General features: G+C 65.8%; 25 protein-coding genes. 14 read left to right on the forward strand and 11 right to left on the reverse strand.

From position 1 onward, the window contains the following. Position 1: 1 nt before the first annotated feature. The 4 genes from gcl to CH291_RS08915 are packed head-to-tail and all read right to left on the reverse strand — an operon-like array spanning position 2 to position 3,941. A complete protein-coding gene (gene gcl / locus CH291_RS08900) occupies positions 2-1,801 on the reverse strand; it encodes a glyoxylate carboligase (RefSeq protein WP_094687241.1) in 1,800 nt (599 codons plus the stop codon). A gap of 1 nt (position 1,802) precedes the next feature. Beyond that, a complete protein-coding gene (locus tag CH291_RS08905) occupies positions 1,803-2,699 on the reverse strand; it encodes a 2-hydroxy-3-oxopropionate reductase (protein ID WP_094687242.1) in 897 nt (298 codons plus the stop codon). A gap of 9 nt (positions 2,700-2,708) precedes the next feature. Next, entirely contained in the window at positions 2,709-3,533 is an 825-nt protein-coding gene (locus tag CH291_RS08910) for a hydroxypyruvate isomerase family protein (RefSeq protein ID WP_094687243.1), read from the reverse strand. Positions 3,534-3,545: 12 nt separating this feature from the next. After that, a complete protein-coding gene (locus tag CH291_RS08915) occupies positions 3,546-3,941 on the reverse strand; it encodes an allophanate hydrolase-related protein (protein WP_032385160.1) in 396 nt (131 codons plus the stop codon). A gap of 277 nt (positions 3,942-4,218) precedes the next feature. On the opposite strand from CH291_RS08915, the gene uraD reads away from it, so the two are divergent. The 5 genes from uraD to CH291_RS08940 are packed head-to-tail and all read left to right on the forward strand — an operon-like array spanning position 4,219 to position 8,185. Next, positions 4,219-4,704 (forward strand): 2-oxo-4-hydroxy-4-carboxy-5-ureidoimidazoline decarboxylase, encoded by a 486-nt coding sequence (uraD, locus tag CH291_RS27140; RefSeq protein WP_255183206.1) that lies wholly within the window; start codon positions 4,219-4,221, stop codon positions 4,702-4,704. After that, entirely contained in the window at positions 4,697-5,035 is a 339-nt protein-coding gene (gene uraH, locus CH291_RS08925; protein WP_068049484.1) for a hydroxyisourate hydrolase, read from the forward strand. Before uraD ends, uraH begins: the two co-directional genes overlap by 8 nt. A 5-nt stretch (positions 5,036-5,040) precedes the next feature. Next, positions 5,041-5,964 (forward strand): factor-independent urate hydroxylase, encoded by a 924-nt coding sequence (pucL, locus tag CH291_RS08930; protein ID WP_094668593.1) that lies wholly within the window; start codon positions 5,041-5,043, stop codon positions 5,962-5,964. Between the two features lie 12 nt (positions 5,965-5,976). Then, entirely contained in the window at positions 5,977-7,377 is a 1,401-nt protein-coding gene (locus CH291_RS08935) for a nucleobase:cation symporter-2 family protein (protein WP_094687245.1), read from the forward strand. Between the two features lie 31 nt (positions 7,378-7,408). Then, positions 7,409-8,185 (forward strand): IclR family transcriptional regulator, encoded by a 777-nt coding sequence (locus tag CH291_RS08940; RefSeq protein ID WP_179276490.1) that lies wholly within the window; start codon positions 7,409-7,411, stop codon positions 8,183-8,185. Here the strand turns inward: CH291_RS08940 and CH291_RS08945 are convergent. Genes CH291_RS08945 through CH291_RS08960 form a run of 4 tightly spaced genes read right to left on the reverse strand, consistent with a single transcriptional unit; the run spans position 8,182 to position 10,834 of the window. Further along, positions 8,182-9,006, reverse strand: a complete 825-nt coding sequence (locus CH291_RS08945) for a spermidine synthase (protein WP_094687247.1) — start codon at positions 9,004-9,006, stop codon at positions 8,182-8,184. The genes CH291_RS08940 and CH291_RS08945 overlap by 4 nt on opposite strands. Beyond that, on the reverse strand, positions 8,999-9,439 hold the full coding sequence (locus CH291_RS08950; protein WP_094687248.1) for a cupin domain-containing protein: 441 nt from the start codon (positions 9,437-9,439) through the stop codon (positions 8,999-9,001). The genes CH291_RS08945 and CH291_RS08950 overlap by 8 nt, the downstream gene beginning before the upstream one ends. A gap of 31 nt (positions 9,440-9,470) precedes the next feature. Then, positions 9,471-10,136, reverse strand: coding sequence for an SDR family NAD(P)-dependent oxidoreductase (locus tag CH291_RS08955; protein WP_094687249.1), 666 nt, complete (start codon positions 10,134-10,136; stop codon positions 9,471-9,473). Next, complete coding sequence (locus CH291_RS08960; RefSeq protein WP_094638297.1) at positions 10,133-10,834, reverse strand: TetR/AcrR family transcriptional regulator; 702 nt, start codon at positions 10,832-10,834, stop codon at positions 10,133-10,135. Before CH291_RS08960 ends, CH291_RS08955 begins: the two co-directional genes overlap by 4 nt. A 188-nt stretch (positions 10,835-11,022) precedes the next feature. On the opposite strand from CH291_RS08960, the gene CH291_RS08965 reads away from it, so the two are divergent. From CH291_RS08965 to atzF, 5 genes are read left to right on the forward strand one after another with little or no spacing between them, the layout of a single operon-like run. Then, complete coding sequence (locus CH291_RS08965; protein ID WP_068049473.1) at positions 11,023-12,570, forward strand: amino acid permease; 1,548 nt, start codon at positions 11,023-11,025, stop codon at positions 12,568-12,570. A 6-nt stretch (positions 12,571-12,576) separates the two neighbouring features. Then, the gene (locus CH291_RS08970; RefSeq protein WP_094687250.1) at positions 12,577-13,365 is read left to right on the forward strand and encodes an urea amidolyase associated protein UAAP1; all 789 of its coding nucleotides are present in this window, start codon (positions 12,577-12,579) and stop codon (positions 13,363-13,365) included. After that, positions 13,362-14,003: an urea amidolyase associated protein UAAP2 gene (locus tag CH291_RS08975; RefSeq protein ID WP_068049469.1), complete on the forward strand. Its 642-nt coding sequence runs from the start codon at positions 13,362-13,364 to the stop codon at positions 14,001-14,003. Before CH291_RS08970 ends, CH291_RS08975 begins: the two co-directional genes overlap by 4 nt. Continuing rightward, on the forward strand, positions 14,000-16,027 hold the full coding sequence (locus CH291_RS08980; RefSeq protein ID WP_094687251.1) for a 5-oxoprolinase/urea amidolyase family protein: 2,028 nt from the start codon (positions 14,000-14,002) through the stop codon (positions 16,025-16,027). The genes CH291_RS08975 and CH291_RS08980 overlap by 4 nt, the downstream gene beginning before the upstream one ends. Then, the gene (gene atzF / locus CH291_RS08985; protein ID WP_094687252.1) at positions 16,017-17,777 is read left to right on the forward strand and encodes an allophanate hydrolase; all 1,761 of its coding nucleotides are present in this window, start codon (positions 16,017-16,019) and stop codon (positions 17,775-17,777) included. The genes CH291_RS08980 and atzF overlap by 11 nt, the downstream gene beginning before the upstream one ends. On the opposite strand, the gene CH291_RS08990 is transcribed toward atzF, so the two are convergent. Then, positions 17,702-18,343 carry a LysE family translocator gene (locus CH291_RS08990; RefSeq protein ID WP_094687253.1) on the reverse strand — a complete coding sequence of 214 codons (642 nt, stop codon included), beginning with the start codon at positions 18,341-18,343 and terminating at the stop codon, positions 17,702-17,704. The genes atzF and CH291_RS08990 overlap by 76 nt on opposite strands. A 63-nt stretch (positions 18,344-18,406) precedes the next feature. After that, the gene (locus CH291_RS08995) at positions 18,407-19,300 is read right to left on the reverse strand and encodes an SGNH/GDSL hydrolase family protein (RefSeq protein WP_256980779.1); all 894 of its coding nucleotides are present in this window, start codon (positions 19,298-19,300) and stop codon (positions 18,407-18,409) included. 254 nt (positions 19,301-19,554) lie between these two features. Between CH291_RS08995 and CH291_RS26750 the strand changes: the two genes are divergently transcribed. Beyond that, positions 19,555-19,710 carry a hypothetical protein gene (locus CH291_RS26750; protein ID WP_176460451.1) on the forward strand — a complete coding sequence of 52 codons (156 nt, stop codon included), beginning with the start codon at positions 19,555-19,557 and terminating at the stop codon, positions 19,708-19,710. Here the strand turns inward: CH291_RS26750 and CH291_RS09000 are convergent. Then, entirely contained in the window at positions 19,707-19,949 is a 243-nt protein-coding gene (locus CH291_RS09000) for a hypothetical protein (RefSeq protein WP_231893749.1), read from the reverse strand. The genes CH291_RS26750 and CH291_RS09000 overlap by 4 nt on opposite strands. Before the next feature lie 237 nt (positions 19,950-20,186). Between CH291_RS09000 and CH291_RS09005 the strand changes: the two genes are divergently transcribed. The 3 genes from CH291_RS09005 to ggt all read left to right on the forward strand — a co-directional run bounded on the left by CH291_RS09005 (position 20,187) and on the right by ggt (position 25,512). Then, positions 20,187-21,161, forward strand: coding sequence for an NAD(P)/FAD-dependent oxidoreductase (locus tag CH291_RS09005; protein ID WP_094687255.1), 975 nt, complete (start codon positions 20,187-20,189; stop codon positions 21,159-21,161). 166 nt (positions 21,162-21,327) lie between these two features. Then, the gene (locus CH291_RS09010) at positions 21,328-23,559 is read left to right on the forward strand and encodes a putative bifunctional diguanylate cyclase/phosphodiesterase (RefSeq protein ID WP_094687256.1); all 2,232 of its coding nucleotides are present in this window, start codon (positions 21,328-21,330) and stop codon (positions 23,557-23,559) included. A 21-nt stretch (positions 23,560-23,580) separates the two neighbouring features. Further along, a complete protein-coding gene (ggt, locus tag CH291_RS09015; RefSeq protein ID WP_094687257.1) occupies positions 23,581-25,512 on the forward strand; it encodes a gamma-glutamyltransferase in 1,932 nt (643 codons plus the stop codon). Positions 25,513-25,517 lie beyond the last annotated feature (5 nt).

The following is a 25,517-nucleotide window of genomic DNA, read 5'->3' on the forward strand; positions in this document are numbered from 1 at the left end:
TCTAGTCCAGCAGGAGCAGCGCAGTGGGGGCATCGGCCGATGTGTTGGCCAGCTCCTCGAACTCGCCGACGTTGTCGATTTCGGTGCCCATCGAGATGTTCGTGACCCGCTCGAGAATGATCTCCACCACAACGGGAACCTTGTGCTCGGACGCCAACGTCCTGGCCCGCACCAACGTCTCGCCGATGAGGTCGGGCTCGGTGACTCGAAGCGCTTTGCAGCCCAGCCCTTCTGCCACTTGAACGTGGTCGACGCCGTAGCCCTTGGGGATACCGGGCTGAGCGTCCAAGGTCTCCTGATGGTTGATGTTGTCGAATCCCAGCTGCACGCAGAAGTCCATGTCGAAGGCGCGCTGCGCCTGCCGAATCAGCCCGAGGTACGAGTTGTTCACCACCACGTGCACGTACGGCAGGTTGAACTGCGCACCGACGGCCAACTCCTCGATCATGAACTGGAAGTCGTAATCACCGGACAGTGCAACGACATTCGCCGTCGGATCGGCAGCCACCGCTCCCAGTGCCGCGGGAATGGTCCAGCCCAGCGGGCCGGCCTGACCGCAGTTGATCCAGTTGCGGGGAGAGTAGACGTGCAGGAACTGCCCGCCCGCGATCTGCGAAAGTCCGATGGTGCTGATGTAGCGGGTGTCGCGGTCGAAGACCTTGTTCATCTCCTCGTACACGCGCTGCGGCTTGATCGGCACGTTGTCGAAGTGCGTGCGCCGATGCATCGTGCGCTTGCGCGTCGCGCAGTCCTCCACCCAGCCCGACAGATCACGCAGCGTGCCTGCCGCCCGGCGCTCCTCGGCGACGGCGACGAACTGCTCGAGGGCCGCCTTGGCGTCGGAGATGATGCCGTAGTCGGGTGCGAAGACACGTCCGATCTGGGTCGGCTCGATGTCGACGTGGACGAACTTGCGTCCCTTGCGGTAGGTCTCCAGACCGCCGGTATGCCGGTTGGCCCAACGGTTTCCGATGCCGAGTACGAAGTCCGAGGCCAACATCGTCGCGTTGCCGTAGCGGTGCGCGGTCTGCAAGCCGACCATGCCAGCGGCGAGACGGTGATCGTCGGGGATGGTGCCCCAGCCCATCAGGGTCGGGATGACCGGCACGTCGAGAATCTCGGCGAGCTGAACGAGCAAGTCGGAGGCGTCGGCGTTGATGATTCCGCCGCCGGCCACGATCAACGGGCGCTCCGCAGCCAGGAGCATGTCGATGGCCTTCTCGGCCTGAGCGCGCGAGGCGACGGGCTTGTGCACCGGAAGAGACTGGTAGGTGTCGGGATCGAAGTCGATCTCGGCCAGCTGCACGTCGATGGGCAGGTCGATCAGCACCGGGCCTGGCCGTCCTGAGCGCATCAGGTGGAATGCCTGCGCGAACGCACCGGGAACCTGGGCCGGTTCGAGCACGGTCATCGCCATCTTGGTCACCGGTGCGGCGATCGACGCGATGTCGACAGCCTGGAAGTCTTCCTTGTGCAGCCGCGCGACCGGGGCCTGGCCGGTGATGGCGAGGATCGGAATCGAGTCCGCCATGGCCGAATACAGCCCGGTGATCATGTCGGTTCCGGCCGGGCCGGAGGTTCCGATACAGATGCCGATGTTGCCCGGAGCAGCCCGGGTGAAACCCTCGGCCATGTGCGAGGCACCCTCGACGTGACGGGCCAGCACGTGGCGGATGCCCCCGTGGTTGCGCATCGCCGCGTAGAACGGATTGATCGCGGCACCGGGCAGACCGAATGCCGTTGTTGCACCTTCGAGTTCGAGGATCTTCACTGCGGCGTCGGCCGCGCGCATCTTGGCCATGTCAGTTGCCCTTGCTCGAGATCGGGGAGCCCGAGAGCCGAGCGACACCGCGGTACAGCGCCGAATGATCCAGGCCGCCATCGCCGTTGGCGCGGGCGGAGGCCATCAGCTGCGCCAGCACGGCGCCCATGGGGATCACGACGCCCGCTTCACGTGCAGCGGAGGTGACGATGCCCAGGTCCTTGTGGTGCAGATCGATGCGGAAGCCGGGCTCGAACGAGCGGTCCAGCATCTTCTGCGCCTTCTGGTTGAGCACGGCCGAACCGGCGAGGCCTCCGCCGAGAACCTCGACCGACGCTGCCAGATCGACGCCGTAGGCCTCGAGGAACGCGATCGCCTCGGCCAGCACCTGAATGTTACCGGCCACGATCAGCTGGTTGGCTGCCTTGACCGTCTGCCCGGAGCCACTGGGGCCCACGTGCGCGACGGTCTTGCCCACGACGTCGAGAATCGGCTTGGCCGTTGCGAAGTCGTCTGCGCTGCCACCGACCATGATCGACAGCGTCGCGTTCTCGGCACCGGCCTGGCCACCGGAGACCGGGGCATCGAGGATACGGAAGCCGCGTGAGATCGCGTCAGCAGCCAACGTGGCAGTGACGTCGGGACGGATGCTGGAGAAGTCGATGATCAGCGCGTCGCGTCGAGCATTGTCGAACACCCCGCCCTCACCGGCGAGAACCTCCTGCACATCCGGAGAATCGGGGACCATGATCGCGATGACGTCTGCGTCATGAACGGCCTTGGCGATGGAATCGGCTGCGGTGCCGCCTGCCTCGACCAAAGGACCGGTGCGATCGGGGGTCAGGTTGTAGCCGACCACCTGATGGCCCGCCTTGGCGAGATGAACGGACATGGGACTGCCCATGATTCCGAGGCCGATGAATGCAATGGTGCTCATGAGAAATCCCTACTTGGTAGTGGTGGCCAGTTCGAGCCACGCGAACGGGTCCGGCTGGGTGGCTTTGTATTCGAGTCCGACGTAGCCGTCGTAACCCCGTGCGGCAAGGCCGGCGAGTTGTCCGCCTAGGTCGAGTGAGCCGGTACCCGGTTCTCCGCGGCCCGGTGAGTCGGCGATCTGAACGTGCCCGATCAGATCGTGGTGGGCATCGAGCGCTGCGGGCACGTCGTCTCCGTTGACGGCGAGGTGGTACAGGTCGGCAAGCAGACGCAGGTTGTGTACGTCCTGTTCACGCGCGACGCGTCGGATGGTGGCGACGGCACCGGCAGCGGACTTGATCGGGTAGGCGGGCGCGCCGCTGACGGGTTCCACCAGCACGACGGCGCCGATGCTGGCTGCGGCCTTCCCGGCGGCGGCCAAGTTCTCGATCGCGACCTCGTCCTGGTCGAGCGGATCGACGCCGTCGATGCGGTTTCCGTACAGGGCGTTGAACGCTGTGGTGCCGAGTTGTTCGCCGATGCCGACGGTGGCGGCGATGTTGTCTCGGAAGGCCTGCACCTGCGCTGGATCGGACAGAATCCCACGATCGCCTGCAGGCATGTCGCCGGCCGCGAAGTTCAGCCCGGTCAGCTGTACCCCGGCATCGCGAATGGCGGACACGAATGCGGTGACATCGGCGTCCGAGGGCACCGGGCCCCCGAACGGCCACCAGAATTCGACGGCGTCGAATCCGGCATCTCGCGCGCGCTGCGGTCGATCGAGCAGAGGCACGTCGGTGAAGAGGATGGAACAGTTGACGGTGTATCGGAGTCGAGAATCAGCAAAGATATTCATGCACAGTGCCTTTCAGTTCTGAGGTTGCGGCAGTCCGCGGTATCTACGCCAGCTGCCTGCGTAGGTGATGTCGGTCAGCTCGTCCGGTTGCGCATCGAGCACCCCGGGGCGCAGGCCGACGCCAAGGACCGAGCGCCCATCCTCGAGCGCCACCACGGTGAGCTCGAGCTCCGGCGGTTCGTCCGGCAGGAACGCCGTCCGGATGTCGTCGAGCGGAATGTCGTACAGCTCGCCTTCGATGGCCGCGCCGGCAGTGTGGTCGAGCAACAGTGCCGGGAACTCGTCACGCACCGAGAAGAAGCGGTAGTTCGGGGTGGTGCGCACTGTCCCCACGAACGGGTGGGACGAGACGTTGTGGTGCAGGCTGCCGCCACGCATCGCACCACCGTTGCAGAAGAGCTCCGTCATGAAGTCGTTCCTCTCGGGCTCGAAGGGTCGGACTCAAAGTCCGTATTGTGGAATATGTATTCCGTTTGATGAACCGAGTGTGGCGTGCGCCACGTGGATCTGTCAAGACCCGAGTGCACGGACCGCGCGACCGAAGTGCCCAATAGCGCAGTGCAGCAACGCCGAACGGATCGACGTGGATGCCTCGAGATCGACCCTTGACACTGCATGTGATCGGTGTCACGCTCACTTGGTGGAATCAACATTTCGTATTGCGGAATCGGATACAGTCGTCGACTTGAACACGGCCTCCGAGGCCGACGCGGCACGCACACTCTCGCTGTGCCTCGACGTACCTCGCTGGGTTCGGGAAGTTCTGAGCGCCCGGCCGTTCACCGACGTGCAGGCCCTGCGCCACGCCATCCATCGCGCTGCGGCACCACTGACAGCCGAGGAAGTGCACCGTGCACTCGCCGTGCACCCGCGCATCGGCGAGAGACCCGACGGAGACGATGCCAGCGCTCGGCACGCGAGTACCGAGCAATCCGGCGTCGACATCTCCGACGCCAGCGTCGAACAACGCCTGAGAGCGGGAAACGTGGCCTACGAGAGGCGGTTCGGGCAGGTGTTTCTGATCAGGGCCGCCGGCCGGGATGCTCACGCAGTTCTCGATGCTCTGCACAGCAGGCTCGGCAACGACCCCGAGACCGAGGCCGCCGTCGTCGAACACGAGCTGCGGGAGATCGCCGAGTTTCGTGCGACAGGAAGTCTCGGCAATGCCTGACGCGAAAAGTCAGGTGACCGCTCACGTGCTCGATGCGGCAAGAGGCGTTCCCGCACAGGGTGTCTCGATCGTGCTTGCCGATCACCACGGCACCCCGGTCGCCGACGCAATCACCGATGAGCAGGGCCGGGTCTCGTCGCTCGGTCCCACCGAACTCGAACCGGGCATCTACCGCCTCACCTTCGCAACCGGTGCGTACTTCGCGTCCCAACACACCGAATGCTTCCACCCGGAGGTCGTCGTCGCCTTCGAGATCACTGCACCAGACCAGCACTACCACATCCCACTTCTGTTGAGCCCGTTCGCTTTCACCACCTATCGAGGGAGCTAGAACCCATGACCATCGTGCTCGGAACAAACCAGTACGGCAAAGCCGAATGCAGACTCGTCCGCATCGACCGCGAGACTCCTCGCCACCGCATCACCGACGTCAGCGTCACCTCGCAGCTGCGCGGGGACCTCGAGGCCGTCCACACCGAGGGTGACAACGCCCACGTCGTCGCGACCGACACCCAGAAGAACACCGTGTACGCCTTCGCGCGGGACGGCATCGGCGCGATCGAGAACTTCGCGCTCCGGCTCGGAAAGCACTTCACCGGCAACTTCGACTGGATCACCGGTGGCCGCTGGGAAATCGAGCAGTACTCCTGGTCGCGGATCCCGAACGGAAGTGCAGGAGTGGAGCCTGCGGAACGACCCGGCCAGGAAGGCTACGACCACTCGTTCGTCAAGGCCGGCGACGAGAAGCGGAACACGATCGTCACGATCGACGGAGAAGACATCTCCATCGTCTCGGGCATCAGCGACCTCGTGGTGCTCAATTCGACGGCGTCGGAATTCTGGGGCTACCCGAAGGACCGGTACACCACACTGAAGGAGACCACGGACCGCATCCTGGCCACGTCGGTCAGCGCCCGCTGGCGGTACCTCACCACCGAGCTGGACTTCGACAAGACCTTCGACGACGTCCGTTCCATCATGCTCGACGCCTTCGCGTCCACTCACTCTCTTGCGTTGCAGCAGAGCCTGTTCCAGATGGGTAAGCAGGTTCTCGAAGCCCACCCGGAGATCGGTGAGATCAAGTTCTCCATGCCCAACATCCATCACTTCCTCGTCGATCTCGAGCCGTTCGGACTCGACAACCCCGGTGAGGTCTTCTACGTCGCGGATCGTCCCTACGGCCTGATCGAGGCCACGGTGGAACGCGACGATGCCCCGGACGCGGGCCGCGCCTGGGATACCGTGCCCGGATTCTGCTAGGAGCGAGGCAACATGAAGCTGACGAAGCGCAAGCCGAACAACAACCGTGCGCCGCATGACCCCGCCCGTCCCGAGGACGAGCGATTGTCGATCGGCAGGTCGTACGTCTATGGATTGCAGCACATCCTGACGATGTACGGCGGAGTCATCGCACCGCCCCTGATCGTGGGCGGCGCAGCGGGACTGACCGGTACCGAGATCGCGCTGCTGGTCTCGGCCGCGTTGTTCGTCAGCGGAGCGGCCACCTTGCTGCAAACCCTGGGAGTGCCTTATTTCGGGGCGAAGTTGCCGCTGGTGCAGGGTATTTCGTTCGCATCGGTGTCGACGATGGTGGCCATCGCGAGCGGGCCGGGTGGCTTGAACTCGGTGTTCGGTGCCATCATCGCGGCCGGTGCCATCGGGATCCTGATCACCCCGTTCTTCAGCAAGATCGTGCGATTCTTCCCACCGGTGGTGACCGGCACGATCATCACCGTCATCGGTATATCGCTACTGCCCGTTGCGGTTCGGTGGGCGATGGGCGGTGATCAGCAGGCCGCCGACTGGGGCTCGATGTCCAACATCGGGCTCGCGGCCTTCAGCCTCGTGGTGGTGCTGCTGGTGAGCAGGCTGGTGCAGGGCACGCTCTCGCGCCTGTCGATCCTCATCGGCATCATCGTCGGCACGGTGTTCGCAGTCCTCGTCGGCAAGGCCGACTTCTCCGGTGTGGGCGACGGTGCCATCTTCAGCCTCCCCGAGCCGTTCGCGTTCGGAGCCCCGACCTTCCAGATCGCGGCGATCCTGTCGATGGTGGTGGTCATCCTCGTCATCATGACCGAGACCACCGCGGACATCCTGGCCGTCGGCGAGATCGTCGGCACCGATGTCGATGCTCGACGCGTCGGCGACGGACTGCGAGCGGACATGGTCGCCACCACCATCGCGCCCGTGTTCGGCACCTTCCCGGCCAGTGCGTTCGCCCAGAACGTCGGTCTGGTGGCGGTCACCGGAATCAAGAGTCGCTACGTCGTCGCGGCCGGCGGCTCGGTACTGCTGTTCCTCGGGCTCTTCCCCGTCCTCGGATTGGTGGTCGCCTCGGTGCCGCTGCCGGTACTCGGCGGTGCGGGCATCGTGCTGTTCGGCTCGGTGGCGGCCAGCGGCATCCGGACGCTGTCCAAGGTGGAGTTCGACGGCAACCTGAACCTCGTCATCGTGGCGGTGGCCATCGGCTTCGGCCTCATCCCCATCGCGGTGCCGGGCTTCTACGCGGCGTTCCCGGACTGGGTCCACGTGGTGCTCGACTCCGGCATCAGCGCCGCGAGCATCGTCGCCGTCGTACTGAACATCGCCTTCAACGTCGTCACGATCGGCCAGAAACCCTCGCCCTCGGTGGTCACCGCTGCACCGCCGGTGGCGACGCGGCATCACCAGTAGTGTTCTATCGAGATCGGTAGAAGCTACGAACATGCGAGGTGGGACTGTGGCGGCAGGTGGCGGGGTGCAGTCCGTGGAGCGTGCGTTCGAACTGCTCGACATCATGGCTGCCTCGGGCGGATCCATCGGGATCAGCGAACTGGCCGAGGGTACCGATCTGCCGATGCCGACGGTGCACCGTCTGATCGGAACCCTCGTCTCGCTCGGCTACGTCCGCCGGCTGCCGTCCCGCCGATACGCACTGGGCACCAAGCTCATTCGTCTGGGCGACAGCGCCTCGAAGTTGATCGGCGGATGGGCCAAGCCGTATCTGGCGGAACTGGTCCGGATCACGCACGAGACGTCGAACATGGCGTTTCTCGAGGACGGCATGGCGGTGTACGTCGCGCAGGTCCCGTCCGAACACGCGATGCGGATGTTCAACGAGGTGGGTCAGCGCGTGTTGCCGCATTCCACCGGCGTCGGCAAGGCGCTGCTCTCGCAGTTGGACGACGATGCCGTCCGCGCGATCGTCGGCCGCCTCGGCATGGCTCCCCGCACCGTCAACACCATCACCACGCTCGACGCGTTGCTCGAGGACCTCGCAGTGATCCGCGAACGCGGCTATGCCATCGACGACGGTGAGCAGGAAGTGGGCGTCCGCTGCTTCGCCGTACCGGTACTCGGTGCCCCGACCCTCACGGCGATGTCGATCGCCGGGCCCACAGCGCGCGTCACCCTCGAATCGGCCGAGCAGTTCGTGCCCCTGCTGATCTCGGCCGCCGAGCGACTGGCGAAAGACCTTGCCGGGAATGCCCCAGCACCCTAGTCCCGCAACACCTTCGCATCACGTGCGAAAGTTGTGACCTCCTCCGTCAACCACACGTGCGCCGGAACAGCGCCACCGAGAAGCTCCCGAGCCAGCGACGGCGAATCCCCGATCGGCACATCGCTGCCGGCGATGATGATGTTGCCGTAGCGCCTGCCCTTGAGCATCGCCGGATCGGCGACGATCGCGAGGTGCGGAAAGACACTGCGAAGAGTCGCCGCCTCCTGCTTCGCGAGCGAGAGATCCCGGCGGTCACCGCAATTGACGACGTACATGCCGCCGGGGGAGAGGACGCGTCGAACATGGGCGGTGAACTCGGCCGTGAGCAGCGGGGCAGGAGTGACCGCTCCCGCGAACACATCTCGCACGATGAGGTCGCGACTGTTCTCGCTGAGCGTCTCGGTGACCGCCCGAGCTTCGCCGACGCGGATGCGCAGCAGCGGTGCCCGCGGTAGGTCGAACCATTCGCGTACCAATTCCGAGAGCTTGCCGTCGAGCTCCACCACCACCTGACGCGCCCCGGGATATTCCGCGGTGAACGAGCGCGCCAGGGTGCACGCCCCGCCCCCGAGGTGCAGCGCCCGCAGCGGAAAGCTCGAATCCCACTGCGACCGAACCAGGCCCGAGATCCAGCGCATGTACTCGAACTCGAGCACCGTGGGGTCGTTCATGTCGATGTGCGAACTCGGGACGTCGTTGACGTTGACGACCCACCCGTCGTCGGAGAACGCGTCACGAACCAATTTACAGGTGCCCGAATCGATTTCGAACACTCCGGGCTGGAGGGAGCCGACCGGTGCCGACGCCCGTTTCCTACCCACGTTGGCCTTCGAGCCGGAAGTCCTCGAAATCGAAACCGGGGGTGACGGTGCAGCTGACCAGACTCGGTTCGTTACCCATCGGACGCGCCCGCTGCCACACCGACGGCGGCACGATCTGCTGCGGCGAATCGGGCCCGACCAGTAGCGAGGTCACCGCCCCAGGCTCGTCCCCTGCGCCACCGAGATCGAGTTGCACCGGACTACCCCGGTGGTACAGCCACATCTCGGTGCCGCGGACGGTGTGCCACGCCGACTGCTGACCGGGCATGAGCAGGAACAGGATTGCCGTGCCCGCCGCTCGCGGGCCGGGGTAACCGTCGGGCAGGAGCTCCTGCGGGATGGTGACCTCGCTGCGCCAGGTCTCGCGGAACCAACCACCCTCGGGGTGGGGTGCGAGGTCGAGGGCCTGAGCCCAGTCGGGCAACGATGTCATGCACGCAACCCTAGTCAGTCCATGGAGACAGTCAGTCCGTGGCGACCTGAACCCGGAACCTGTCGCGTTCGGTGTGCAGGCTCCACAGCTGCTCGGCGAGTGCCTCGGGGCTCTTCCTCGGATCGCTACCGTCGATGGCACCACCGATGATCAACTGCGACAACTGGATTCCCTCGGCGGCCAACTCCTCGTTGAGCAGCTGCGCGTATGCGGCCTGGCCTGCGAACGCGATGGAGGTGCCGGTGACCGTACGCCCGGGCTTGACCGCAGAGCCGCCGTTGACGAACAGAATCGTGCCCTTGTTCTCGCCGAGGAACCGCATGCCCGGCAACACCTGGTGTACGGCGGCGATCGGTCCGTAGATGGAGAACTCGACCGGCCCGACCATGTCGGCCGGGGTGGTCTCGAGCACGGGCCGCATGAAGTCCTTCTGCGGAAGCGGGCTGTATTGCAGCACCTCGATGGGTCCGAGTGTCTCGGTGACCTGTTCCAACGCCGACGCTATCGAGGCCGGATCGCGCACGTCGGCGACGAAGCCCTTGGCGGAGATACCGTCGGCAGCGAGCTGATCGGCGAGAGCGTCGACACGGGCCTGATTGCGGGAGATGAGGCCGACCGAGAAGCCCTGCGCGCCGAACTTGCGCGCGACTGCTGCTCCGAGACCTGCACCTGCTCCGACTATTGCTATCGATGTCATGTCGAATGCAAGGACCGAGACTCGAAGACTATTCCGACGACCGTCCCGAGCAGGGCCTCCGCAGTCCGATGCAACGCGGTGACATCCCCGGTCCAGCCGAGTACTCGCAGAGCGGCCTCGGCGATTCCGGCCGCGTCCGCCGTCGCGTCCTGGCGGCCGTTCTCCCGATCGGCCCGCGCGTTCACCACGGTCTCCACCAGCCGAAACGGCAGGTCCTCGGTACCCGGCCTGCGCTCGGAATCGAGCTGGACCAACGTGTCCGACGCAATGGCCGCATACAGGCTCATCAGCGTGTACCGATGGTCGCGGAAGGTCTCGAAGCGCTCGCTGCGCAGTTCGGGCAGTAGATAGAGCGCGCCGAGATTCCAGGTGGACGCGCCGAGCTGTCCGGCGTCGAAGTAGGCCAGTGCGTACATCTGGGTCGCCGCGTCGGCCGACGAGTCCCGGATGCGCAGCGCGACGGCCAGCGGCGCATCGACCGTGCCGCTGAGCAACGCGTCGAGTATGTCGTCCTTGGTGGCGAAGTGGTGATAGAGCGAGGCCTGACGTAGACCGACGGCGTCGGCTATGACGCGGGTGGAGGTATTGGTGAATCCGCGAGTGGTGAAGAGCTCGGCCGAGGCGTCGAGAATTTCCTCGCGAGCGGTGTCGCCCGGCCGCTTCTTGGTGCTCAGCCTTGGCCTGCCTGCTCCGGTCATGACTGCATCTTGTCAGGTCTCCGTGACGGTGAGATTTCTGTCATCTGATCGAAATAGACGAAACGACATTGTTTCACGACGGACACCGCCAGGGAACGGCGGTGCCGAAAACTATCAACTGACAGAAACCCGCCTCGGCGATGCAGCGGGCGATCACTCACCACCCACCTCGCCCGTAGGAGACTTCCATGAGCTCGACAACACTGCCGGCCCCGGGCTCGGGTTCGGAACCCTCGCCCACCACCGACCATTCCGATCTGGCTTCCCTCGGCTACGACCAGCAGCTGCACCGCAGCCTCGGCAAGTACGCGTCCTTCGCCGCCGGCTTCTCGTTCGTCTCGATTCTCACCACCATCTTCCAGCTCTTCGGACTCGGCTTCAGCTTCGGCGGCCCGGCCTTCTTCCTCACCTGGCCGCTCGTGTTTCTCGGGCAGTTCATGGTGGCCCTGAACTTTGCCGAACTCGCTGCCCGCTATCCCATCTCGGGCGCGATCTACCACTGGTCCAGGCGGATGGGCGGTGAGCTGGTCGGATGGTTCGCCGGGTGGTTCATGATCATCGCGCAGATCGTCACCGCCTCCGCAGCCGCGATCGCACTGCAGGTCGTTCTCCCCAGCATCTGGGGCGGATTCCAGCTGATCGGCGAGGACACCGCGCTCACCTCGCCGAGCGGAGCCGCGAATGCCGTTGTGCTGGGCTCGATTCTGCTGGTGCTCACCACCACGATCAACTGCATCGGCGTGAACTGGATGTCGCGCATCAACAGCATCGGCGTCACCTGTGAGATCGTCGGCGTCATCGCGCTGGTGCTGGTGTTCTTCACCCACGCCGAGCGCGGACCACAGGTGGTGTTCGATACCGGAAGTGCCGGAGCCGATCCCGGATACATCGGTGCCTGGATCGTCTCGGGCCTGATGGCGGCCTACGTCATGGTCGGCTTCGGCTCGGCAGGCGAACTCGCCGAGGAAACCCGCAATCCCCGACGCGTCGCGCCGCGCACCATCCGGCTCGCACTGTCGGCATCGGCACTGGGCGGTGGCCTGATGATCGTCGGCGCACTGATGGCCGCACCGAGCCTCACCGACGGCCAGCTCGCGACGCAGGGGCTTCCGTACGTCATCGACTCGATCCTCACCTCGCCGTGGGGCAAGGTCCTGCTGGTCGACGTCGCCATCGCGGTGTTCATCTGCACCCTCGCCATCCAGACCGCGGCATCACGGCTGATGTTCTCCATGGCCCGCGACGGACGACTGCCCGCCTCGACAGCTCTCGCGAAGGTCAACTCGCGCACCGGAACCCCCATCGCACCCTCGGTCCTGATCGGTCTGGCCTGCGTGGCGATCCTGGCCGTCAACGTCGGCAACTCCGCGATCTTCACCACGCTCTCCAGCGTCTGCATCGTGCTGATCTACCTCGCGTACATGATGGTCACCGTCCCGCTGCTGATCCAGCGACTCAAGGGCTGGCCGCACGGCGGCGTGCAGCACGACTCCGACGGCCAGAAGCTCTTCACCCTCGGCCGTCTCGGCCTGCCGGTCAACATCGCCGCCGTTCTCTACGGCGGCCTGATGGTGGTCAACCTGTCGTGGCCGCGAGCCGAGATCTTCGACCCCACCGGCGAATTCCCACTGCTGCGCTGGGCCGCACCCCTGACCGTCCTGGCCGTGATCGTCGTAGGTATCGCCTGCCTACCCCGCGGCAAAGCCCACCCCAAGCCCGTCACGATCGGAGCCTGAACCAGCATGAGCACGGCAACTGCAACCACCCACTCCGCCAAGGAACACGCACGCTCCCAGGCGACGGTCGCACCGGCACCCACTGCACCGGAGGGCATCTCGGAGCTCACCTGGGCAGAATCGGTCCCCGGCGGCAGCTACACCACCAAGGTCCTCGCTCGCGGAACCCGGCTACGCCTCGTCGACGTCGACGGTGATGCCTGCGCCAACCTGCTGCTCTACCGCGCCGACGCCCCGTGGGAGCGACTCAACACCGCCGACACCGTCAAGGTGCCGTGGCAGGCGTATCTGAGTGCCGGCCATCCTCTGCTCTCGGATCAGGGGCGCGTTCTGGCGACCATCGTCGACGACACCTCCGGCCACCACGACGCCCTGTGCGGCACCACCTCCGCTGCTACCAACACCGCGAAATACGGAGTCAGCGGACCACATTCGTCGGCTCCCGCAGGCCGCGAACTGTTCACTCTGGCCGCAGCAAAGCACGGACTGGAACCACGCGACGTCGCACCGTCCCTGTCCTTCTTTCACGGCGTGAGAGTCGACGCCGACGGGGCTCTGGTCGGCACCGGCTCGGCGGGAGCGGGGAAGTCGGTGGATCTGCTGATCCACCTGCCGGTGATCGTGTTGCTGGCCAACACCGCTCACCCGCTCGACCCGAGGTCCGAGTACCCCACAACGGCCCTCGACGTGCTGGCGTGGCGAGCACCCGAAGAGCTGCTCGCTCTCGGCAACACCGAACCCGAGTACCAGCGCGCAGTGCAGAACACCGAGGACGCATGGAAGGCAGCACAATGACCACAGGAACACTCGAGACCACGATCGTTCGTGACGAGATCGCCCCCGCATTCGGCCCGTGGTCCGCCGTCGTCGAAGCCGGTGACGTACTGACGATCGTCGATCTGTACGGCAATCAAGCCGTCGACACCCTGATGTACGGCGCGCACGATCACTCGATCCGTTACTCCGCCCCCGCCACCGTCACCGCACAGCAGAACTTGTTCCTGACCACCGGAACCGTTCTGCGCAGCGATGATTCGACTCCGATCATGACGATCGTCGACGACGAGGTCGGCAACCACGACACCGTCGGCGGTGCGTGCTCCAAGGAATCGAACACCCTGCGCTACGGCCACCACACCCAGCATCAGCACGCGTGCGTCGAGAACTTCCTCATCGAGGGATCCAAGTGGGGACTCGGCAAACGGGACCTGGTGCCCAACATCAACTTCTTCATGAACGTCCCCGTCGACGCCGACGGCACGCTCGGCATCGTCGACGGTCTGTCGGCTCCCGGAAAGAAGCTTTCCTTGCGTGCCGAGATCGACACGCTGGTCCTGGTGTCCAACTGCCCGCAGATCAACAACCCCTGCAACGGATTCGACCCCACCGCGGTGCGGATGATCGTGACGCGAGAGCCGGGCGGTCGAGCATGAACGCTGTGAACAGTACGGCCGCCAAGATGACCGTCCAGCGACCCGGCATGATCACCACCGTGCAGGACTGGCCGGGTCGCATCGGGTACTGGAAGGTGGGCGTACCGCCGTCGGGGCCGATGGACGACCTGTCGTTCCGGCTCGGCAACGTCGCGCTCGGCAACGCCGAGGGTGCCCCGGGCCTCGAATCCACCATGGCCGGGCCGGCATTGACGTTCGACGCCGACACCTACGTCTGCGTCACCGGCGCAGCGGTACCGGTGCGCATCGACGGCCGATCGGCCGCGCAGTGGAAGCCGGTGCTGGTTCCCGCCGGCGCCACCCTCGATGTCGGCACCACCACCGGGCACGGGCTACGGGTCTACGTTCTGATCCAGGGCAGCCTCGACGTCGACGACTATCTCGGCAGCGCAGCAACGTTCACTCTCGGTAAGTTCGGCGGACATCGTGGCGGCACCCTCGGTGAGGGCGACGTCATCGGCCTGGCCGGACGCTCGGACAACTCCGAGATCCTCGGTCCGATTCCGATGGAACACCTGCCGGTGCTGACATCGAGCTGGGACATCGCCGTCACCGAGGGCCCCCACGGCGCGCCGGAGTTCTTCACCCGCGAGGACATCGACACCCTCTACGCCACCCGCTACGAGGTGCACTTCAACTCCGATCGCACCGGGGTCCGGCTCATCGGGCCGAAGCCGCAGTGGGCCAGGACCGACGGCGGCGAAGCCGGACTGCACCCGTCCAACATTCACGACAACGCCTACAGCGTCGGCGCACTGGACTTCACCGGCGACACCCCGATTCTGCTAGGACCGGACGGCCCGAGTCTGGGCGGATTCGTCTGCCCCGTCACCGTTGTCGCCGCCGAGCGGTGGAAGCTCGGCCAGCTCCGCCCCGGGGACACCATCCGCTTCGTTCCGGTGCGAGCCGCGGCCACCGCCCCACTGGGATCACTCGGTCTTGCCCGGCGCGCATCTCTGCCTGCAGTGTTCTCCGCAGGCGGCGACGGGGACGACGGCGTTATTGCTCGACGCGACGCCGACACGTGCGTCACCTACCGGCGTTCGGGAGACGACAACGTCCTCGTCGAGTACGGCGACATGAAACTCGACCTGGCCCTGCGTGCGCGAGTCCACGCCCTGCACCAGCGCGTCGAGGCACTCGCCCCGCGCGGGTTGGTGGACCTGACCCCGGGCATCCGCTCGTTGCAGGTGAAGGTGAATCCCGATGTGCTGTCGATCGATTCGTTGATGGGTCTGCTGTCCGAGGTCGAGGACGATCTTCCCGCGGCCTCGGAGCTCGTGGTGCCCAGCCGCCGGGTTCGGCTCCCGCTCTCGTGGGACGACCCCTCGACCCGCGAGGCGATCCAGCGGTACATGCACGGTGTGCGCGCCGACGCGCCGTGGTGCCCCTGGAACATCGAGTTCATCCGACGCATGAACGGACTCGACTCGGTGGCAGACGTGTTCGACACCGTCTTCGCCGCCGACTACATGGTGCTCGGACTCGGTGACGTGTATCTGGGCGCTCCGGTGGCGACACCACTCGACCCCCGACACCGCCTGGTGACAACCAAGTACAACCCGGCGCGAACCTGGACGCCGGAGAACGCCGTCGGCATCGGTGGGGCATATCTATGCATTTACGGCATGGAGGGTCCCGGCGGATACCAGTTCGTGGGTCGAACCACGCAGGTGTGGAACCACAGCGCCGCCTACAGTGACGGCCCCTTCGAGGAGGGCACCCCGTGGTTGCTCCGGTTCTTCGACCGAATCTCCTGGTACTCGGTCGAACCCGAGGAACTGATGGATCTGCGCGCAGATCTGGCAGCAGGCCGCGGCGGCGGAGTGGACATCACCGACGGTGAATTCTCGCTGGCCGAGCACGAGAACTTCCTCGAGACCAACGCGGACTCCATCGCCGAGTTCCGCGCGACGCAAGCCGTTGCCTTCGGTGCCGAGCGCGACGCGTGGTCGGCAGCAGGCGAATTCGATACGACGAAGGGCAAGACCGATGCAGCCTGAGGTACGAGAGCGAGTTCTGCAGGCCTACAAGCGGATCGCCGAGGTGGATCGGCCCGAGGTCTGGATCACCCTGCGCGACGAGAACGACGTGCTGGCCGAGGCAGTCGCCCTCGAGGAGGCACTCGCGGCCGGTGCCGATCTACCGCTCGCGGGCACACTGGTCGCGGTCAAGGACAACATCGACGTGGCCGGGCTGCCCACCACCGCGGCCTGCCCCGAGTTCGCCTACACCCCTTCGGCATCTGCCGTCGCCATCGAGCGACTGACCAGCCAGGGCGCACTGATACTGGGCAAGACCAACCTCGACCAGTTCGCCACCGGATTGGTCGGCACTCGCAGCCCCTACGGCGCGGTGCGGTGCGCCTGGGATCCCACGCTGGTCTCGGGAGGCTCGAGTTCCGGGTCCGCCGTCACGGTGGCACTGGGCATCGCGGACATCGGAATCGGCACCGACACAGCAGGATCGGGTCGAGTACCCGCAGCCTTCCACGGAATCGTGGGCATCAAGACCTCACTGGGTATCGTGCCGAACACCGGTGTCGTTCCCGCCTGCGCCGACTACGACTGCGTCACCGTTCTCGCCCGTGATCTCGACAGTGCCACTGCGGCCATGAAAGTCATGACCGGCCCGACCGCCACCGATCCACGCAGCCGGGCCTGGCCCGCCGACGTCCGACTGGCCGCATCCCCGCAGCCCCGTGTCGCCGTCCCACGAGGTGAGGATCTGACGTCGCTCAGCCCGGCGTACCGTCGGGCATTCGAGGAGACGGTCGCCGGCCTGGCCGACAAGGGCATGTCCCACGCCGAGGTCGACATCTCGGCGCTGCTCGACGCTGCAACACTTCTGTACGACGGAGCGATTGTGGCGCAGCGCTATTCGGCCGTCGGAGAGTTCCTCGACACCGCGCCTGCCGGTGCCGATCCCACGGTGGCCGCGATCGTTCGATCGGCTGCAGGGCCGTCCGCGCATCGATACGTGGACGATCTCGACACCCTTGCGCGAGCGAAGACAGCAGCCCGCACACTCCTCAGCGAGTTCGACGGCCTGCTGTTACCCACCACCACCGAGCATCCCACTATTGCTGCGGTGCAGTCGGATCCGATGAGCATCAACCGGCGGCTGGGTACGTTCACCAACTTCTGCAACCTGCTCGACATGGCCGCGGTGGCCGTTCCCGGAGCCCCGACGCCGGATGGCACTCCGTTCGGGGTCATGGTCGTCGTACCTGCGTTCGAGGATCAGATCGCAATCGACCTGGCGGCACAGTTGAGCGGAATCGAGTCACCGTCGTTGATCGACGACGGCATCGAGGTACTGGCCGTCGGCGCACATCTGCGCGGTTTTCCGGTGCATCACCAGTTGACCGATCGCGGTGCGCGATTCAGCGGCGAGGTGACGACCACGGCGGACTACCGGCTGGTGGATCTGCACACCACCCCGCCCAAGCCCGGCCTGATACGGCGGGCTGGCGACGGCGCACCCATCTCCGGAGAGCTCTATCGCATGTCCGCTGCCGCGCTCGGAACCTTCCTCGCCGGGCTCCCGTCACCGATGGGTCTGGGTCCGGTCGAATTGTCCGACGGCCGCTGGGTCACCGGATTCTGCTGTGCGCACGACGCCGCCGAGTCGGGAACCGACATCACCGAATTCGGCGGCTGGCGCGCGTACAGAGCTCACGCCGGGACCGGTTTGCCCCCATCGGTCGCCACTCGCACCGCGAGGAGCCCGAGCACCGTGCCCATGACGTAGCGCTGCACCCGCAGCCACGTCGGGCGAACGGCGAGGAACTGCGCGATCGATCCGGCGAGCACCACGATCGCCAGGTTGACCGCTACGGCCACGGCGACCTGCACCCCGCCGAGCGTGAATCCCTGCAGCAGAATGTGTCCCGCCGCAGGGTCGACGAACTGCGGGATGACCGAAATGTACATGATCGCGATCTTCGGGTTCAGCAGGTTGGTCGCCAAGCCCATCGTGAACAGCCGGCGGTTCGAATCCTGTTGCAGCTCGGTCGGTTCGAATGCCGACACCGTCCCGCGCACGGCCTGCACCGCCAACCAGGCGAGGTAGGCCGCGCCGGCGAGCTTGACCGCCGTGTACAGCGCGGGCACGGCCGTGAACACCGCGGCCAGGCCGAGATTGGTGGCCGTCAGATAGATCAGGAATCCGATCGCGACGCCGCCCAGCGACACCAGTCCCGCCCGTCTGCCCTGCGAAATACTGCGCGAGACAAGGTAGATCATGTTCGGCCCCGGTGTCAGAACCAACGCGAGAGCCACTGCGAACACACCGAGAACTGCGGAATACGAGACCATGCGATCAAGACTTCACGTCGACCGGCCCGCAGGAGAAGAGCCAGTTACGGTGTCGTGGTTCCCTTATCCGGCACGCACTGCCGAGGCCACCGCGGCACCGATCGCCGCCATTCCCGCCGCCGTCGGATGCAGGGGTGCCGCAGGATTCTGCGGGACGACCCCCTCGAAGTACCGCTGATCGGCAGCCACGCACACGTCGTGGCCGACACTCAGCGCCTCGGTGTCGACGAACTCTGCACCGTGCTCGTCCGCCTGCTGCTTCAGTGCCTCGTTCATGGCGGTGATGCTGCCCTGGATGTAGTCGGCGTCCTCCGGCAGCATCGGTTGCGTGGGGAAACAGCCACCGTCGGGCAGATAGGTGCCGTAACCGACGACCAGAATCCGCGCGTCGGGCGCACGTTCGGCCACCGCGTCGAGCATCGCTCCCCAGCTCGGTGCAGCGTCCTCGATGGCCGCGGCCACGGAGTCGACGCCCCCTGCGGTGAGCCGGTCCCTGCAGACGTTGGTGGCCGAGGTGTCCGCGAACGTCAGGCACTGCACTGCCGTCGAGACCAGCCCGATGTCGTTGCCGCCGATCGTGACGGTCACCAGATCGGTCTCGGGGGTCAGCGCATCGAGTTGCACGGGCACCTCGCCGCTGGATGTTCCCTGCGCAGTGGAGACGATGTTCTCGGTGACCGCACCCGAGCAGGTGACGTCGACGAACGAGCCGACTGCCAAGTCCTCGGCGAGTACGTGTGGGTAGTTGGAATCGGACTGCTGGCATCCCGGTGCGCCGACCTGATCGGGGATCCGCGGGCCCGATGCGGCCGAGTCACCCAGCGCGACGTAATTCAGCGGAACGGACGCGTCCTCCGACGACCCAGCAGGCGCTTCCGACACCGAAGACTCCGACGAACAGCCCGCCAGTACGCAGGCGGACACAGCAAGACCGACGAGAATTCCCTGGCTCCTCACAGCTTCGACGCTACAGATGCCGGTAATCTCGACCGGGTTGTCCAGGACAGACGTCCATCGCATCGAACAGAGGAATTTTCATGATCACCGCGTTCATCAACCAGATCCTCAGCGGCTTCGGCTCCATTTCCGCTGGCAGCAGTGGCTTCGAGCTGGCACCGGGAACGCTGCCCTTCGGGCTGTAGAGACCACCGCATACTCACCCGCGCGGTGGCCGACGATTGCTTCTTCCGCCGCGCGGGTAGTCCGGCATCATGACTACCCACGACAACGACTCGAAGACCCCCGACGCCGAGAAGGACGTGACGTCCGATCCGGCCGCGGCTGCAGAAGACAACGATTGGTCGAGCGAAGGCGGAGCGATCGAAACCGGTCCCGCGACCGACGACGAGCGAACCGACAGCAACTAACCGATCAGACGGCGGGGCGCGGCCCGCAACGTGCGGACGTCGCCGTCGGCGACGATGTGCTCCACCGTCTCACCTCGGGTGCGCGTCGAATCGCCGACGGTGAACCTCACGCGAGCGTCACCGAGCCAGTCGACTCCGACGACGATTCCCACGGTGCCCTTCGGTATCCCGCTGCGCCACCGCAGGTGCCCCAGATTGCGTACCGTGATCACGGTCTCGCCGATCTCGAAATGCCCCATACGCCCCCCCGGCTCGATTCTTACCGACCAGTAGACCTCGAGTGAACGCCCTGTTCAAGCGGTACATCCGCGCTTACTTCGCCCGCTGACAGCCTCGGTGCCAGTCGGCACGATCACAATTCGGCAATTGGCCCATTTGCGGCCATCAACCCCGACCTGGGGTATCTTTCGCTTCTACCATTTGCTGTCCTGGCAAGAATTATTGCCAACTTTCGGACCGTGTCGGACACTCTTCCCATGACTACAGACACCGATCGACACACTCCGGTCGACGCGATCATCGTCGGCGGCGGAGTCGCCGGACTCAGCGCCGCCGTGGCCCTCGGCCGTTCCCGACGATCCGTCGCGATCATCGACGCGGGCGATCCCCGCAACGCTCCGGCAGCGCATTCACACAACTACCTCACCCGCGACGGGGAATCGCCTCTCGAGCTGGTTCGCCTCGGCCGAGACGAGGCGCGACACTACGGCGCACGCATCGTCGAGGGTGTCGCGACGTCCGCGAGTCGAACCGAAGCCGGGTTCGAGGTGACTCTCGCCGACGGTTCCGTCGTCCGCGGCCGCCGCCTCCTGGTCACCACCGGCCTCACCGATGTACTGCCCGACATCCCCGGCCTCGCCGATCGGTGGGGGCGCGACGTACTGCACTGCCCGTACTGCCACGGCTGGGAGGTACGCGATCGCAGGATCGGCATCATCGGCAGCGCCATGGTCGGGCATCAGGCACAGATGTGGCGTCAGCTCACCGAGCAAGTCACGGTGTTCGCGCACACGGCACCGAATTCGGCCGAAGAGGACCTCGAACGACTCGCCGCACGTGGCATCGAGGTCGTCGACGGGGAGATCGCTCGGGTCGATGTCGACGGCGACGCAATCGTCGGAGTGACACTCGCGAGCGGCACGCAGATCCCGCTCGACGCGTTGGTCGTCGGACCCAACTTCACCTCCCGCGCAGACGTCCTGTTGTCGCTGGGGCTCGCCACGACCGAGATGGTCATGAACGACCACGTCCTCGGCACGTACGTCGAGGCCGATCCCGTCGGCGCCACCTCCGTTCCCGGCGTGTGGGTTGCAGGCAACGTGTCCGCACCGATGGACACCGTCGTGGCGGCGTCCGCGGCCGGAGTGAAGGCAGGCGCGGCTATCAACGGTGACCTGATCGAGGAGGAGGTTCGCATCGCCGTCGAACGGGCAAAGGCCATCGCTTCGTAGATGCCCGGAGACCGACACCCGTGAGCTGTCACAACATCTGTTGAGCTTTTCCCACCTACAGGCCGGCTTCGGCTCCGTATGCGCTGCGCAAAGACGTATATTCACCCATGGAGGCGTCGCGAACAGCCATGCGAACGCTACGAGCGAGAAGGAAGTAGGTCCTTCGATGAGTACGAAGGTCGCTGCGCCCTTCGCCATGCACACCGTACGAACCGTCGGTCTGGGTGCCGTGGTCGTCGTCGCGAGCACCGTCTTCGTTCTCGGCGACGCCGGAATACGGGCCGGCGTGCTCGCCACCGTCGCAGTCGGATCGGTGCTGGCCATCAGCGCCGCTATCCGTCGATACCGTCCCGACGACTCTCGGTGCTGGTGGGCACTGTTCGGTGCCTCGGTGCTGTTCATGTTCGGGGTCTCGCTCCGCAGCGATCCCACCGCACTGAACCATTCGTTCCCGCTGCTGCCGGATCTGTTCACCCTGACCGGGTACGCCCTCGTAGGGTACGCACTGTCGCGGTGGATCCGAGATCGACAGTCGATCGACGACATCACTCCGCTCGTCGATGCAGGCCTGATCTTCCTCGGCACCCTGTTCCTGTCGTGGTTGCTGTTCATCTCCCCGGCCCTCGAATCTCCCCGGTCGTCGGCATCGACCGTGGTCAACGGGCTGTATCCGGCGATCGACGCAGCACTGATCACCCTGACCACCTACCTGCTGTTCTCGTCCAAACCCCGCACCCCCGCGCTGCAGTGGGCTCTGCTCGCGCTCGTCGCGACACTCGTCGGCGACATCTCGTACGCGTTCGCGGCCACCACCGACGACGCGCCGTCCTCGGGATTGCTCGACGGCATCTACCTGTTCGCGTATCTCGCCCTGGCGATGGCCGCCCTGGATCCGTCGATGCGTACCGTCTCCCAGCGGCAGACTCCTGCACCGGCGCACAGCAACCGCCGCGTCGTGTTCGTGGTGACGCTGCTGGTCGTCTGCGCTACGGTCCCGCTGCTGGGCTCGGCCGTGTCCACCGGAGATCTGATCGTCCGATCCCTGTTGCTCGCCTCGATTCTGGTGGGGGCCTTCCTGCGCGGCGAACGCGCGCTGGCCCGCGTGCAGGTCGGTGAGGAGCACGCGAAATACCTGGCCGCTCACGATCTGTTGACCGGCCTACCGAACCGCACGATGCTCGACGAGGAATTCACCCGGCTCGAGCGCACCCAGACTCCGGGGCGCACGTGCGTCCTGTTCGTCGACCTCGACAACTTCAAGATGGTCAACGACTCGTACGGTCACCGCGTCGGTGACGAACTCATCGTGGCCGCAGCGCGACGCATCCGCGCCGCCGTCGGTGCCGCCGACACCGTGGTCAGGTACGCCGGTGACGAGTTCGTCGTGTTGACCCGCCGCGATCGCGGCGGAGCAGAAGCATTGGCCCGCCGCATCATCGATCGAACGAACGAGCCGTTCCCTCTGAGCGCCGCAACGGCATACGTCACGGCCTCGGTGGGAATCGCGGACGCGGACCGACTGCACGACGCCATCCGCGAGGCCGACACCGCGATGTATCACGCGAAATCTCTCGGCGCGGCGCGCTACGCGTTCTTCGACGAGTCCCTGCGTGCGCGAGCCACATCCGCGATCGAGACCGCCACCGCGCTGCGCGGTGCAATCAGACGCGGCGAGCTCGAGGTGTACTACCAGCCGATCATCGAGACCACCTCGCGCACCACCGTCGTCTACGAGGCACTCCTGCGCTGGAACTGGCAGGGGCGAGTGCGTACCCCCAACGAGTTCATCCCGATCGCCGAATCCACCAACCTCATCAAGGAAATCGGCGAATGGGTGCTGCGCACCGCGATGTCGGATCTGGTGACACTGCGTTCCGACGGGCAGGACGTCACCATGTCGGTGAACGTGTCCCCGATGCAGTTGCGTGACGATTCGTTGCCGGTGATCGTCGGGAGACTGCTCGACACGTACGGCCTCCACGGAGCGGATCTGGCCCTCGAGATCACCGAGAGCGTGCTGATCGACGACATGGGTACGGCGAAAAGCGTTCTCGACCGACTCGCTGCGATGGGTGTGCTCATCGTTCTCGACGACTTCGGTATCGGCTACTCCTCGTTGAGCAGGCTGCGCGCGATGCCGATCGCACTGCTCAAGATCGACAAGTCGTTCGTCCACCAGATCGGCACTTCGGAATCCGACACGCAGCTGATTCGCGCGATCGTCGCCATGGCGTCGGCGCTGCCGGTGGCCACGGTGGCCGAGGGCGTCGAGACCGAGGAGCAGGCCGCGATCATCGAGGCTCTCGAATGCCGCTTCGCGCAGGGCTTTCTGTTCGGTAGACCGGCACCCGTCGCACATTGGCTTCTCGAATCTGCCGAGACCCGTGCCGGCAGGTGAGCCGGGTGTTAGCGTCGGGCGGTGTCTGTAATCGGAGTGCACCGCTCGACTGTCCTTGCGTGTGCCCTTCTGCTGGTGCCGCTCGCCGCGTGCAGTAGCAGCGAGAGCACCGATCCCGACCCCGCGTCCGAGAACAGCTGTGTTCTCGGTGCCAGCGGCGGCACCCCGGTAGAGGGGACGCCGAGTGCGAGTTCGGGTGACATCTCCACCAATCCCGAAGTGGCGACCGGGTATCGATCCGACATGGCTCCGGTGGAGACGGCCTCGTACTCCGTCTCGACGGCCAACCCGGTTTCCACCGAGGCCGCGTGCGCGGTCCTGCGTGACGGTGGCACCGCGGCCGACGCGCTGATCGTGGCGCAGACGGTGCTCGGCCTCGTCGAGCCGCAGTCCTCCGGCATCGGCGGCGGGGCCTTCCTGATGTACTACGACGCGGCCACCGGTGAAGTACAGAGCTACGACGGCCGCGAGACCGCCCCGATGAGTGCGACCGGCGACTACCTGCGGTACATCGACGACGTCGATCGCACTCTGCCGCAACCCGATGCCCGTTCGAGCGGTCGATCGATCGGCGTCCCCGGGGTGCTGCGGATGCTCGAGCAAGCCCACGACGATCACGGCACCAAGCAGTGGGGGGAGCTGTTCGAACCCGCAATCGGTCTCGCCGACAACGGAATCGAGATCAGCCCGCGCATGGCATCGTCCATTGCCGACTCGGCACCGAAGCTCGCCCTCGACCCCGCGTCCAAGGATTACTTCCTGCAGCCGGACGGCACCGGCAAGCCGGCCGGGACGGTGCTGAACAACCCGGCGATGTCGAAGACGCTGTCCGCCATCGCAACCGACGGGGCAGACGCCTTCTACACCGGTGACATCGCGCAAGCCATCGTCGACGCCACCGCGGACACCACCGCCGGCCGTACCCCCGGACAGATCACGCTGGAGGATCTCGCCGCATACGAACCCAAGACCCGCACGGCCGTCTGCACCGAGTATCGCGACCACGACATCTGCGGTATGCCCGGCCCGTCCTCGGGCGGTATCGCGGTGGCGTCGGCGATGGGGATTCTGTCGAATTTCGATCTCGCGCAATACGCCCCGACGGGAATGGACGCCAACGGCGGAACCCCGACGGCCGAAGGCGTGCACCTGATCGCCGAGGCCGAGCGCCTGGCCTACGCCGACCGCGACAAGTACGTCGCCGATCCGGACTTCGTACCACTGCCCGGTGGATCCCCCGATGCACTGCTCGATCCCGAATATCTCAGTGAGCGAGCGGGACTGATCGACGAGGGCAGATCCATGGGCACAGCACAGCCCGGCGACTTCGGCCCGGTGCAGTTCGCGTCGTCCACCGATCCCGAGTTCGGCACCAGCCACATCTCCGTCGTAGACAGCCAGGGCAATGCCGCCTCGATGACGACGACCGTCGAGTCGGCTTTCGGCTCGTTCCACATGGTCGACGGCTTCCTGCTCAACAATCAGCTCACCGACTTCTCGGCATCGCCGGTGGCCGAGGACGGTACGCCGGTGGCCAATCGCGTCGAGCCGGGGAAGCGTCCACGCAGCTCGATGGCACCGACCCTGGTCTTCGACCGAAACGAAGACGGCACGCGCGGAGATCTGGCGCTCGTCGCCGGCTCTCCCGGCGGTTCGGTGATCATCCAGTTCGTCGTCAAAACACTGGTGGGACTGCTCGATTGGGGCATGGATCCGCAGCAGGCGGTGTCGATGGTCGACTTCGGTGCGGCCAACACCCCGTCGACCAACTACGGCGGCGAACACCCGAACGTGATGGGCGAGAACGATCCTGTGGTCGCGGCGCTCCGCGAGATGGGCCACCAGGTCTCGGTCGCCGACCAGTCCAGCGGCCTGAGTGCACTGCAACGAACCGACGGCGGTTGGATCGGGGGAGCGGACCCACGCCGCGAGGGTGAGGTACTCGGTGGATAGGTGCG

The organism is Rhodococcus sp. 14-1411-2a (assembly GCF_002259485.1).
GTDB lineage: Bacteria > Actinomycetota > Actinomycetes > Mycobacteriales > Mycobacteriaceae > Rhodococcoides.